The following is a 12,258-nucleotide window of genomic DNA, read 5'->3' as shown; positions in this document are numbered from 1 at the left end:
GCCGCTTGCCCGCTATTGAAGGATTACCCGGTATGTCTTTGCACCCTGAATTGAGCGCGTTCCTGGACCTGGTGGAGGAGGGCCGGCTCGCCGGCCGCCCGCCGCTGCATGCCCTGAGCCCGCAGGCGGCGCGTGAGGAGTTCGAGCAGGCCTCGCGCGGGCTGGTCTGGGCCTGGCCGCAGGTTCAGCGCCAGGCGCTGAGTGCCCGCAGCCGCGACGGCGCGGCGCTGGGCCTGCGCCTGTACCGCCCGCAGCAGGCCGGCGACGGGCCGTTGCCGGTGTTGCTGTATTTGCATGGCGGTGGCTATGTGGTCGGCAGCCTGGACTCCCACGACGGGATTTGCGCCGAGCTTGCTGCACGCACCCCCTGCGCGGTGCTGGCGGTGGATTACCGCCGGGCGCCGGAGCAGCGCTTCCCTACAGCAGTATTCGACGCCGAGGACGCCTTGGCCTGGCTGCTGGCCGAGGGCGCGGCCCATGGCCTGGACGTTGCCCGCCTGGCCGTGGGCGGTGACAGCGCCGGGGCGACGCTGGCCACCGTGCTGGCGATTCAGGCGGCGCAGGCGGGTACGCCGCAGATTCGCCTGCAGCTGTTGTGCTACCCCAGCACCGATGCGTCGCGCACCACGGTGTCCAACGACTTGTTCGACGAGGGTTACCTGCTGGAGAGCGCGACACTGGAGTGGTTCTACCAGCAGTACCAGCGCACTGCGGATGACCGCCTGGACTGGCGTTTTTCGCCGTTGCTGTGTGAAAACCTCAGCGGCGTGGCGCCGGCCTTCGTCGCCCTGGCGCAGTACGACCCGTTGCTGGATGAAGGCCAGGCCTATGCAGAGCGCTTGCAGCAGGCGGGGGTGGCGGTGAACTGCCAGCGCTATGCCGCGACCCACGACCTGCTGCGCATGGCGGCGATCATGCCGGGGATTGATGAAGTGTATGGGCAGATGGCGCAGAGCCTGGGGGAGGCGTTGAGGGCTTGAGGTAGGTCTTCAGCGCCTCTGAAATCGAGCGCCGCCTTGCCAGCTCCTACAGGTTCAGTGCAGGGCTTGGCCTTGGCGCAATCCCTGTGGGAAGCGGCCTTGTGTCGCGATGGGCTGCGAAGCGGCCCCAAGATTTTGGCATCATGCAAAATTGTCGGGGCTGCTTCGCAGCCCATCGCGACACAAGGCCGCTTCCCACAGGGATTGCATGAGCTTCAGGTCAGTGCCGTACCTGTAGGAGATCACCCAGCCCATGCGCTGTCGCGCAGAGAACTGGGGACGAACCCGCCGCGACCCCTGTGGGAGCGGGCTTGCCCGCGAAGCAGGCGACGCGGTGTTTGGCACCGGCTTCGCCGGTGTTCGCGGGCAAGCCCGCTCCCACAGGTCCTTGCTAAATCAATGAGTTGTGTGCAGTTCTGCAACAATCTCAGCCAACCAGCACCGGCCCGAAATCGCGGCGCTCGAGCAGCATCAGCGCGGCGCGCTTGTGCGGGAAGTCGAACTCCTTCTCCTTGTAGAACCCCACCGACTCCATGTAGCCGATCATCTTCGCGTTGTCGGCCCGCGGCTCGGCCACCACGCGGGTAGTGCGCGGCTCGTCCAGCAGCAGCCAGCTCACCAGCGAGCGCAACCAGCAGTCGACCTTGGCCGGCCCGCGGTGGTGTTCCTCGCCCACCAGCATGTGGATGCCGCGGTCGAACTCGCCGGCCGGGTAGAACGGCGCAATACGGTCGTCCTGGGCCCAGTACACCTCGTAGTAGGCGAACGGCTCGTCGTCGAAGCAGCCGATCACGCTGAAGATATGCGGGGTGTCGGCGACCTTCTGCAGGTATTCGCGGTGCTCGTCGAGGCTGCCTTGTTCTTGCCAGAAATGCGCCACCCGGGCGCTGTTCTGCCAACGGTTGAAGCGCTCAAGGTCTGTCTCGATGTCCAGGGTGCGCAGCGAGAACCACGCCCCCACGCGCTCGTCGAAACGCCGGTACAGCTCGCCGCTGGGCTTGCTGCGGGGCAGGGCGGGGCTCAGTGGCCCGGTGCTCATGTTCATGCTGCGGTTTCCTTAAGGCCCTGGCGCTGGTCGCGTTGTTCGGCAGCCTCGGCGTTGGCCAGCAGGGCTTCGGAGATTTCCCAGGCGCGCGCCGGCAGCACCGACAGCAGGGTGTCGCTCAGGCCGTGGTTGGCCTCGGAGAAGCCCTGCACGAACACGCCGGCTTTCAGTGCCGGGGTGGCGCGCACGCGGTAGCTGCGCTCCACGTCGAAGTCGCCCAGGTACTCGGCCAATGGCGCCAGCAGGGCCTTGTGCGACTTGCGCTCGTAGCCGGTGGCGAGAATCACTGCATCGTAGTGGTGGGCCTCTTCCTGGCCGGTGGCGATGTCGCGCATCTGCAGGCGCACACCGTGCTCCTGGCTGCTGGCGTTGAGCACCTGGGTGCGGCAGCGGAAGGCGTGGCGCGGTTTGCCCGAGACTTTCTGGCGGTAGAAGATGCCGTAGATCTGCTCGATCAGGTTCAGGTCCACCACCGAGTAGTTGGTGTTGTGGAACTCGCTGATCAGCCGTTCGCGCTCGGTTTCGGGCTGGTCGAAGAACAGGTGGGTGTTTTCCGGGGCGAAGATCTGGTTGACGAACGGGCTGTCGTCCGCGGGCTTGAGCACTTCGCTGCGCAGCACCAGGTCGACGCGCACGTTGGGGAAGCTGTCGTTGAGGTCGATGAAGGCCTCGGCGGCGCTTTGCCCGCCGCCGACCACGGCAATGCGCATTGGCTCGCCGCGGGCGCAGCGCTGCTGGTTGATGCGGCTCAGGTACTGCGAGTGGTGGAACACCCGGGTGTCGTCGCGCAGGCCCTGGAACACCGTGGGAATGCGCGGCGTGCCGCCGGTGCCGACCACCACCGAACGGGTGCGCCGGCGGTGCTCGCGGCCGTGGCTGTCGACCGAGATCACGTCCAGCAGCTCGATGTCGCCACCACCGTTGTTGACCGGCTCGATGCGCTCGACGCGCTCGCCGTACTGGCACTGATCACTGAAGTGGGTGGCCACCCAGCGCAGGTAGTCGCTGTATTCCATGCGGCAGGGGTAGAAGGTGCCGAGGTTGATGAAGTCGATCAGGCGGCCGTGCTGCTGCAGGTAGTTGACGAAGCTGTAGCGGCTGGTGGCGTTGCGCAGGGTGACCAGGTCCTTGAGGAACGAGATCTGCAGTTCGCTCTGGCTGACCAGGGTGTCGCCGTGCCAGTGGTAGTCGGTTTGGCGGTCGAGGAACAGGCTGCGCGCGCGGCGGGCGCCGTTTTCGGCCTGCTCCTCGAGGGCGATGGCCAGGGCCAGGTTGGATGGGCCGAAGCCGACGCCGATAACGTCGAAGGGCTGGGTGCTGGGCATGCGCGGATCCTCCTTTGATGGGCTGCCCTGGGTCGCCGACAGGGGGCGGTGCAGGGGCGTTCATCAGCGTTGACGAATGAGCGGCGGGGATGTTCAGTGATACCTGTGCCGGCGACGGGGTTAATTCCTAAAAACGCAGAATTGGGGCTCCAGGCCACCACAAGCCATTGACTTGGAGTAAGCTTGGCGAAATTTCCATACCGCCAGCCGCACATGCCAACCCCTCCCCAAGCCCCTAAAACTCCCAGCGAAATGGCCGCCGACTGGTGCGTGCGCCTGCATTTCGATGATGAGTGCAGCGACGCCGACCGCATCGAATTCCTGCGCTGGTACGACGCCGACCCGGTGCACGCCGAGGAGTACCTGAACATGTGCCGGGTGTGGCAGGTCAGCGAACAGTTGCCGCCGCGCCCAGCAGCACCCGTGGCGCTGCCTGTGCGCCGGCGGCGCTCGGGCGCCCTGCTGGCGCGCGCGGCGGCGGTGCTGCTGGCGGTAGGTGGTGCCTGGGCCGCAGGCTGGTCGTGGGGCGTGCTGCCCGGCAGCGTGCGTTATTACATGGCCGAGCAGGGCCGCCGCCAGGTGCAACTGCCCGACCACAGCGAAGTAGAACTGAACCTGCGCACCAGCCTGCTGTACCTGGGTTTTCGCGACCAGCGCCAGGTACTGCTGCGCGACGGCGAGGCCTACTTTGCCGTGCGCCGCGACCTCGACAAACCCTTCGTGATCAGCGCCGACAATGCGCGGGTGCGGGTGACCGGCACACACTTCAATGTGTGGACCGCCGAGGTGCAGACCACCGTCACCGTGACCGAGGGCACCGTACTGGTGTCGCGCAATGACGGCGGTGAGGGGCGCAACCAGGGCGCCGAGCTGACCGCCGGCATGCAGGCGGTGGTGCGCCACGGGCGCATGTTGCAGTTGGGTCGCACCGACCCTGCGCGGGCCCTGGCCTGGCGCAATGGCAAGCTGATGCTCGATGACATCAGCCTGCGCGACGCCCTGCCGCAGATCAACCGCTACCTCGACGTGCCGCTGCAACTGGACGCCAGCAGCACGGCTGGCGAGCTGCGCTTTGGCGGTATCTACGACACCCGCGACCTGAGCCAGCTGGTCAAGGCCCTGCCACGGGTGTTGCCGGTGCAATTGCGCCAGGGTGACGGCGTGATCTTGATTTCCTCGCGCTGAGGCGTGCGCCAGGGCTGATGGCCCTATCGCCGGCAAGCCGGCTCCTGCCGTGATCGCTCCAAGCTCTGTCCCCTGCAACATCGCCGGGGCTGCTACGCAGCCCAGTCGCGACACAAGGCCGCTTCCCACAGGGTTCGCATGACCTGCTGGCCGATGCCGTCCCTGTAGACGCCGGCTTGCCGGCGATGGGGCCGGTACAGGCAACACCAGACAGCCGCCCGCAGAAAATTCGCTGAACAAAAACCAACCTCATTCGTCGTTCAGGCAAGACCCGCCTGGAACCCCGACGATGAGCACTCCCCCAAACACCAACCTGCGTGAACTGACCCAGATTCTGCGCCCGTTCTGGCCGCTGCTGCTGGTCTCCACCGTGCTGGGTATTCTCGGCGGCCTGAGCATCACCGGCCTGCTGGCCACCATCAACCATGCCCTGCACGCCGAAGGCGGCGCCAGCCGTGGCCTGCTGCTGGGCTTTGCCGGCCTGTGCCTGCTGGCGCTGCTGGGCTCGGTGGTTTCGGACATCGGCACCAACTACGTTGGCCAGCATGTGATCGCTCGGCTGCGCAAGTCGCTGGGGCTGAAGATTCTCAGCGCGCCGATCGACCAGTTGGAGCGCTACCGCAGCCACCGGCTGATCCCGGTGCTGACCCACGACGTCGACACCATCAGCGATTTTGCCTTTGCCTTCGCACCGCTGGCGGTGTCGGCCAGTGTCACCCTCGGCTGCCTGGTGTACCTGGTGCAACTGTCGCCGGCGATGTTCATCACCACCACCGTGGCCATTCTGCTGGGCTCGGTGGCGCAGTTTTATGCCCGCTCGCGGGGGATCAAGGGTTTCTTCGAGGCCCGCGAGCTGGAAGACGACCTGCAAAAGCACTACCGCTCCATCGCCGAGGGCGCCAAGGAGCTGCGCATCAACCGCCCGCGCCGCCTGCGTCTACTTGGCCAGAGCATCGAGGGCACTGCCGATGCGATCTGCCAGAAGCAGGTCAACTCGATCAACCAGTTCGTCGTGGCCAAGGGCGTGGGCTCGACCCTGTTCTTCATCGTCATCGGCGTGGCGCTGGGCTTCCAGGCCATGTGGCCGAGCACCAGCACCGCCACCCTCAGCGGTTTCATCCTGGTGCTGCTGTACATGAAAGGCCCGCTCGAACACCTGCTGGGCACGCTGCCGAACATCGGTCGCGCCCAGGTGGCGTTCCGCCGGGTAGCGGAGCTTTCGGAGCTGTTCACCTCGCCCGAGCCGTGCCTGCGCGAGGCCAAGGACGCCCCGGCGCGCACTGCCATCGACAGCATCGAACTGCGCGACGTGCATTACCAGTACGCCACTGAAGACGGCGCTCCGGGCTTTGCCATTGGCCCGGTGAACCTGTCGCTGCGCAAGGGCGAGATCGTGTTCATCGTCGGCGAGAACGGCGGCGGCAAGACCACCCTGATCAAGCTGCTGCTGGGCCTGTACGTGCCGCAAAGCGGCAGCGTGCTGCTGGACGGTGCGCCGGTGGACGAACAGCAGCGTGACGATTACCGCCAACTGTTCACCACGGTGCTTTCGGACTTCTTCCTGTTCGAAGACCTGGTGCAGGCCGGCGGTGATGTGCCGGCTGATGCCATGGCCTACCTGGAGCGCCTGGAGATCGCCCACAAGGTCAGCCTCGACGATGGCCGTTTCTCCACCCTCGACCTGTCCACCGGCCAGCGCAAGCGCCTGGCGCTGCTGCAGGCCTGGACCGAAGGCCGCCCGGTGCTGGTGTTCGATGAATGGGCCGCCGACCAGGACCCGACCTTCCGCCGCATCTTCTACACCGAGCTGCTGCCCGACCTGCAACGCCTGGGCAAGACCATCGTGGTGATTTCCCACGACGACCGTTACTTCGACGCCGCCGACACCTTGCTGCGTATCGAGCAGGGCCGCCTGGTCCGCCAGCACGCCGGCGCCACCGAGGCCGACCTGACGTGACCCTGGCCGAGCGCCTGCCGGCGGACTTGCAGCCGCTGGCCGCACGCTGGCGGCAGTTGCCGCACAGCGACGCGCCGTCGCTGAGCCGCTGGCTGGAGCCCGAGCTGCTGGGCGCTGCCCTGGCGCGTTACGCCCGCACCTGGCCGCAGGCCGACCCGCGGGCGGTGGCCTCGCAGTGGCACCAGGAAAGCTGCGCGCTGCTGCTGCCGCCGCTGCTGCTGGGCGGGCTGCTGGAGGCTGAGCCTCCGAGCCTGGACCCGGCCCGCCTGCGCATGACCGTCGATGCCCAAGGCGCGCCGGCCGAACTGCACCTGCCGCCGCCTTCAGGCGCGGTACCTGGCGAGCGCAATGGCGCGCGCCTGCTGGACCTGCTGCAAGAACAACTGCTGCACCCCCTGGTCAGCCGCTTCGCCGCCCACACCGGGCTGGCGCCGCGGCTGCTGTGGGGCAACGTGGCGCTGTGCATCGACTGGGTGCTGGACATGGCCCAGGGCTGGCTGCCCGACCGCGCGCTGGGGGAAGCACGCGCGCATTTTCGCGATACCCGTCGGCAGGATGCCTGCGGTGCCTTGCGTGCAGCCTTGCGGCGTGATGCCGCCGGGGTGACGCGGCGGGTCTGTTGCCTGCGCGAGCGCCTGCCGTTGCAGCGCTGCGTGGTCTGCCCGCTGGCCAGGCGCCAGAACCTCATCAATACGCCAACATAACCATAATTGTCAGGAGCATCATGAGCGCGTTTTCGTTGAATCAACCGGCCATCCGGCTGCGCCGCTGCATCGCCGCCGCCACCCTGGGCCTGGCCATCGCCGCTGCACTGCCGGCCCAGGCCGAGCCGGTGCGCATCGACATCCCGGCCAAACCGCTGGCCTCGGCGCTGTCCGATCTGGGCAACCAGGCCAACCTGCAGATCATCTACAACCAGGACACCGTCTCGGGCCTGCGCAGCCGCGGTGTGTCCGGGCAGATGGAGCCGGAAGAGGCGCTACGCCAGCTGCTGCAGGGCACCTCGATCGCCTACCGCATCGAAGGCAACCACGTCACCCTGCAGGGCAGCAGTGACGACGCCGCGCTGATGCTGCCGAGCACCAGTATCTCGGGCCAGGCCTACAGCTCGGTGACCCCGGACGACGGCTACGTGGCCAAGCGCGCTTCGGCCGGTACCAAGACCGACACGCCGATTCTGGAAACCCCGTACTCGGTGTCGGTGGTAACCCGCGAGCAGATCCAGGCCCAGCAACCCAAGACCGTGGCCCAGGCCCTGCGCTACACCCCGGGCATCAACTCGGAGCTGGCCGGCCCGCAGTTCGTCACCGACCAGCTGACCATCCGCGGCTTCCAGCAGGGCACCGGGCGCATGCTGCGCGATGGTACCCGCACCTTTCTGCCGGACTTTCTAGGGTGGGACGCCCCTGAGCCCTATGGCCTGGAGCGCATCGAAGTGCTGCGCGGGGCCAGCTCGGTGCTGTACGGCGCCTCCGACCCCGGTGGCCAGATCAACCTGGTGAGCAAGCGCCCGACCACCGAGCCGCTGCGCCAGGTGCAGTTGCAGGCAGGCAACCACGACTACAAGCAGGCGGCCTTCGACCTGGGCGACAAGCTGGACGAGGAGGGCGTGTGGAGCTACCGCCTGACCGGCCTGTTCCGCGAAGCCGATGCCCAGGCCGACCACATCACCAACCGCCGCGAGTACCTGGCCCCGGCGGTGAGCTTCCGGCCCAACGCCGACACCGAGCTGACCGTGCTGGCCGAGTACCAGAAGCAGACCGGCAACTTCGCCAACCCACTGCCGGCCCAGGGCACGGTGTTCCACGACCCGCGCGGGCGCCTGGACCGTGATACTTATGTCGGCGACAGCGCCTACGACTACATGACCAACGAGAAGACCTCGCTGGGTTATGTGTTCGAGCACCACCTGGACGAAATCTGGACCCTGCGCCAGAACGTGCGCTACAGCGACTACCGCCAGTCCAGCGCGGAGATCGCCATCCTCATGCCGATCGCCGACCAGTACATGCGCTACGCCGATGCGCGCAAGGGCGACGGGCGCCTGTTCACCATGGACAACCAGGTGCAGGCCAACTTCGCCACTGGCCCGGTGGAGCACACCCTGCTGACCGGCGTGGACTACAACAACGGCAAGTTCGACCAGACCCAGTCACTGAACCTGATCAACGGCCTGTTTGACGTGTACAACCCGGTGTATGGCCAGCCGCTGGGCTTTACGCCGTTCAGCAGCGCCAGCTACGAGCAGAAGCTGTCGCAGACCGGCGTGTACCTGCAGGACCAGCTGAAGATCGACAAGTGGGTGTTCCTGCTCGGCGGCCGCTACGACTGGGCCAGCAACCAGAAGGACGACCGCGACCCGCAGACGCAGAAGGACGAGAAGTTCAGCGGCCGCGCCGGCATCGTCTACCTGTTCGACAACGGCATTGCCCCGTACGCCAGCTACAGCGAGTCGTTCCTGCCGGTGATGGGCGTGACCGCCAACAACTCGCAGCTCGACCCCGAGGTCGGCAAGCAGTACGAAGTGGGTGTGAAGTACGAGCCGCCGGGCGGCAACAGCCTGTACACCCTGGCAGTGTTCGACCTGACCAAGCAGAACGCCACTGAGACCGTCAACGGCTTCTCGCGCCAGGAAGGCGAAGTACGTTCCCAGGGCGTCGAGCTGGAAGCCAAGACCGAGATCAGCAAGGGCTTCAACGTGATCGGCAGCTACACCTGGAACGATGTCGAGGTGACCAAGTCGGACCTGGGCACCAAGGGCAACACGCCGTTCCGCATCCCCGAGCACATGGCCTCGATCTGGGGTGACTACAGCTTCCAGGGCGGCCTGCTCGAAGGGCTGCGCATTGGCGCCGGCGCCCGTTACGTGGGCAGCACCTTCGGTGACTCGGCCAACAGCTTCAAGGTCGACAGCTACACCGTGGTCGACGCGCTGGTGGCCTACAACCTGGGCAAGGTGGACAAGTCGCTGGACGGGCTGGAGGTGTCGCTGAACGCCACCAACCTGTTCGACGAGGACTACGTGGCCGGTTGCTTCAGCAACGTGGGTTGCCAGTATGGCCAGCAGCGCACGATGTACGGCACTGTGACCTACAACTGGTAAGCCGGCGCGCCAACAGGGGGCGGCTGCGCGGCCATCACATGATGACGTTCAGGCCGCCCTTGATCACGCATTCGTACGGGTCACCGCCCATGTCTTCGGGCAGAAAGGCGGTGAGGTCGTAGGGCAGCAGCACGGTGTCCAGTACGAACGAGAAGGGCGCATCGATCAAGAACGGCCAACTGCTCATAGTGTCGGGGTGGTTGGCCCAGGCCCAGGATGCCCGGGTGCCGTGGTACACGCAGCGCTCGCCGCTCATGTGGCCGAGGGTACTGAAGCAGCCGCCCAGCGACAGCAGGGTGGTGATCAACAGAATTCTTGCGGGCATACAGTCCCTGTATGGATGGGGTGGTTATCCGTGCGCGGATACTACAGGTGTGGTGCTTTGGCGCAACCCTGTGGGGGCGAGTCCATCGATTACAGGTACAGCGCCTGATTCAGGCTTCGCGCAACCCTGTAGGAGCCGGCTTGCCGGCGATCACCGGCGCAGCCGGTGCCATGATTCGCGAGCAGCCGCGCAAGCATTCCCGTACACTCCCGCCCCCGAAAAATCAGGATGCATGGCGAAAGGGAGTTCCAATGCAACGGGTAATGATCGTCGGCCAGCCAGGCTCTGGCAAAAGCACCCTGGCCCGCCAGCTGGGCCAACGCACCGGCCTGCCGGTGGTACACATCGACACCATCCACTGGCAGCCCGGCTGGGTGGAGCGCAGCCCGGCCGAGAAGACCCGCCTGTGCCACGAGGTCGAGGCCCGTGAGCAGTGGGTCTTCGAGGGCGGCCACTCCGCCACCTGGGGCAACCGGCTGGCCCGCGCCGACCTGCTGATCTGGATCGACCGCGGCGCGCCGCTGCGCTTCTGGCGCGTGCTGCGGCGCACCCTGGCCCAGCGCGGCCAATCGCGGCCGGACCTTCCGGAAAACTGCCCGGAGCGGCTGGGCAGCCTGCCGGAATTCTTCGGGTTCATGTGGCGTACGCGCAAAACCGCGCGGCTGAAAATGCGGCAACTGATGTTGGCCGCGCCGCCGACCTGCCGTGTGGTCTACCTGCGCTCGAACCGTCAGGCCAAGGCGTTTTTGTGCAGCATCGATGCCTCACCCCAACAGCCGCCGGTGCAAGCCAGGCGCTGAAAAACGGTGGTATTTCTGCGTCTATTCCATCCAGAACTTCAACTGATGGATGAGACGCCAATGAACTTGACCCCTAACGCCGCAGAAGCCCTGCTCGACGGTGGCATCGATGCAACTGCCGCCCTCGACAGCAGCTTGCAGCGCATGCTGCAGCACCTGCCCGATGAGGACCATGCAGCGGCCAAAGAAGCCATTGGCCTGGCCATGGCGGGTGTTCTGCAGGCAACGGTGGATGTGGCGCTGCGCGCCTACCCGGCGTTGCAGCCCGACCGGGAGGCATGGCTGCGGATCGCGCGGGAGTGCGCTGGCAGAAGGGCTGGTTGAGAGCCCAGGGCCCCTCGATAAATTTGTCATCCCAGCCTGTGAACCAGTGCTGAGGCGCGCAGTCCTAGGCGAGCCTTTCAAGCACCCACAGAGCTGTCCGCCCCATGCGCCTAGTAGCCCGCTGCGCCCCTGTTGTCTCGCTGTGCCTCCTGCCGTTGCTCCCGCTGTTCGCCAGCCCCGTCCAGGCCAGCGGCGAGCGGCAGTTGGTGGACGTGATCAATGGCTACCGCACCCACCCGCAGCGTTGTGACGGGCGCATGGCGCAGGCTGCGGCGCCGCTGGTGCTTGAAGCCAACCTGGCGTTGCCAGTCGGCTTTGCTGGTGCCTTGCGCGAGCGCTTGAAGGCTGTTGGCTACCAGGCAGTGAAGGTGCGTGCCATCCGCCTGGTCGGTGCCGAGGATGCCGGCCAGGCGTTTGGCATGTTGCGCAGCAAGTACTGCTCATCCTTGCTCGAGGCGCAGTTTGCCGACATTGGCGTCAGCCGTACGCGCAACGAGTGGCAGGTAGTGTTGGCGCGCCCGCTGCTCGATGCCCGGCTTGGCGATGGGCGCGCTGCGGGCCAGGCGTTGCTGGCACAGGTCAATGCTGCGCGGGCCAAACCGCGGCTGTGTGGCCGCCAGCGCTTTGCCGCTGCGCGCCCGCTGGCCTGGAACAGCGCTTTGGGCGTGGCGGCGCAGCGGCACAGCCGGGCGATGGCCAACGATAACTTCTTTGCCCACCGTGACCGCGATGGCGATTGGCCGGCGGACCGTGCGCGGGGGGCTGGGTACCGTGGCCGGCAGATTGGCGAGAACATCGCAGCCGGGCAGGGGGCGCCGGGGGCGGCGATGGCGGGTTGGCTGGCAAGCCCGGGGCATTGTGCCAACTTGATGAACCCGATGTTTACGCAAGTGGGGGCGGGGGTTGCCGAGAATTCTCGTAGTGATGAGGGGGTGTATTGGACGATGCTGTTTGGGGCGCCGTAGTGGCGGGGCTGTGTTGGTGGCTTATATTGTGGTGTATGCCATTGGTTGGTTGGTTGGTTGGTTTTGATAGTTGTATGCGCATTCATTATTTGTATTGACGCTTATTCACCTTTCCGCCCTTACGGCGGGTAACTTTTTGAGGGATCAAAAAGTTACCAAAAAATCCTCGCTCCATTCATCCGGCCCCTGCGCTTCGCTCCGGGGTACCCTCACTCCGGGCTTGCTCCGGGGGTACGCGCCGACGGGCCG

10 protein-coding genes and 1 pseudogene are annotated in these 12,258 nt (G+C 66.3%); 8 read left to right on the top strand and 3 right to left on the bottom strand.

Translation table 11 applies throughout. The annotated features are described in order from the left end of the window. Positions 1 to 32 precede the first annotated feature (32 nt). Positions 33 to 980 carry an alpha/beta hydrolase gene (locus ACI2KK_RS24255; RefSeq protein WP_404670941.1) on the top strand — a complete coding sequence of 316 codons (948 nt, stop codon included), beginning with the start codon at positions 33 to 35 and terminating at the stop codon, positions 978 to 980. Between the two features lie 427 nt (positions 981 to 1,407). On the opposite strand, the pseudogene ACI2KK_RS24250 reads toward ACI2KK_RS24255, so the two are convergent. Next, positions 1,408 to 2,025: pseudogene (locus ACI2KK_RS24250) on the bottom strand (GNAT family N-acetyltransferase); the annotation flags it as partial. Beyond that, the gene (locus tag ACI2KK_RS24245; RefSeq protein ID WP_404670940.1) at positions 2,022 to 3,350 is read right to left on the bottom strand and encodes a lysine N(6)-hydroxylase/L-ornithine N(5)-oxygenase family protein; all 1,329 of its coding nucleotides are present in this window, start codon (positions 3,348 to 3,350) and stop codon (positions 2,022 to 2,024) included. The gene ACI2KK_RS24245 and the pseudogene ACI2KK_RS24250, both read right to left, overlap by 4 nt. A gap of 213 nt (positions 3,351 to 3,563) precedes the next feature. Here ACI2KK_RS24245 and ACI2KK_RS24240 point away from each other — a divergent pair, with 213 nt between their 5' ends. The 4 genes from ACI2KK_RS24240 (at position 3,564) to ACI2KK_RS24225 (ending at position 9,595) form a co-directional block, all read left to right on the top strand. Next, the gene (locus tag ACI2KK_RS24240) at positions 3,564 to 4,535 is read left to right on the top strand and encodes a FecR family protein (RefSeq protein WP_404670939.1); all 972 of its coding nucleotides are present in this window, start codon (positions 3,564 to 3,566) and stop codon (positions 4,533 to 4,535) included. A gap of 289 nt (positions 4,536 to 4,824) precedes the next feature. After that, a complete protein-coding gene (locus tag ACI2KK_RS24235; protein ID WP_404670938.1) occupies positions 4,825 to 6,492 on the top strand; it encodes a cyclic peptide export ABC transporter in 1,668 nt (555 codons plus the stop codon). Continuing rightward, positions 6,489 to 7,196, top strand: a complete 708-nt coding sequence (gene fhuF, locus ACI2KK_RS24230) for a siderophore-iron reductase FhuF (RefSeq protein WP_404670937.1) — start codon at positions 6,489 to 6,491, stop codon at positions 7,194 to 7,196. The genes ACI2KK_RS24235 and fhuF overlap by 4 nt, the downstream gene beginning before the upstream one ends. Positions 7,197 to 7,216: 20 nt before the next feature. After that, on the top strand, positions 7,217 to 9,595 hold the full coding sequence (locus ACI2KK_RS24225) for a TonB-dependent siderophore receptor (protein ID WP_404670936.1): 2,379 nt from the start codon (positions 7,217 to 7,219) through the stop codon (positions 9,593 to 9,595). A gap of 34 nt (positions 9,596 to 9,629) precedes the next feature. Here ACI2KK_RS24225 and ACI2KK_RS24220 read toward each other — a convergent pair whose 3' ends face one another. Then, positions 9,630 to 9,920 carry a YceK/YidQ family lipoprotein gene (locus ACI2KK_RS24220; RefSeq protein ID WP_404670935.1) on the bottom strand — a complete coding sequence of 97 codons (291 nt, stop codon included), beginning with the start codon at positions 9,918 to 9,920 and terminating at the stop codon, positions 9,630 to 9,632. Positions 9,921 to 10,171: 251 nt separating this feature from the next. Here ACI2KK_RS24220 and ACI2KK_RS24215 point away from each other — a divergent pair, with 251 nt between their 5' ends. From ACI2KK_RS24215 to ACI2KK_RS24205, 3 genes are all read left to right on the top strand, one after another. After that, the gene (locus ACI2KK_RS24215) at positions 10,172 to 10,720 is read left to right on the top strand and encodes an AAA family ATPase (RefSeq protein ID WP_404670934.1); all 549 of its coding nucleotides are present in this window, start codon (positions 10,172 to 10,174) and stop codon (positions 10,718 to 10,720) included. A 60-nt stretch (positions 10,721 to 10,780) separates the two neighbouring features. After that, entirely contained in the window at positions 10,781 to 11,044 is a 264-nt protein-coding gene (locus ACI2KK_RS24210; RefSeq protein ID WP_404670933.1) for a hypothetical protein, read from the top strand. 104 nt (positions 11,045 to 11,148) lie between these two features. Continuing rightward, a complete protein-coding gene (locus ACI2KK_RS24205) occupies positions 11,149 to 12,009 on the top strand; it encodes a CAP domain-containing protein (RefSeq protein ID WP_404670932.1) in 861 nt (286 codons plus the stop codon). Positions 12,010 to 12,258 lie beyond the last annotated feature (249 nt).

The organism is Pseudomonas sp. NPDC089406 (assembly GCF_044900265.1).
Taxonomy (GTDB): Bacteria; Pseudomonadota; Gammaproteobacteria; order Pseudomonadales; family Pseudomonadaceae; genus Aquipseudomonas; species Aquipseudomonas fakonensis.
This window is presented reverse-complemented; position numbering and strand designations above follow the sequence as displayed.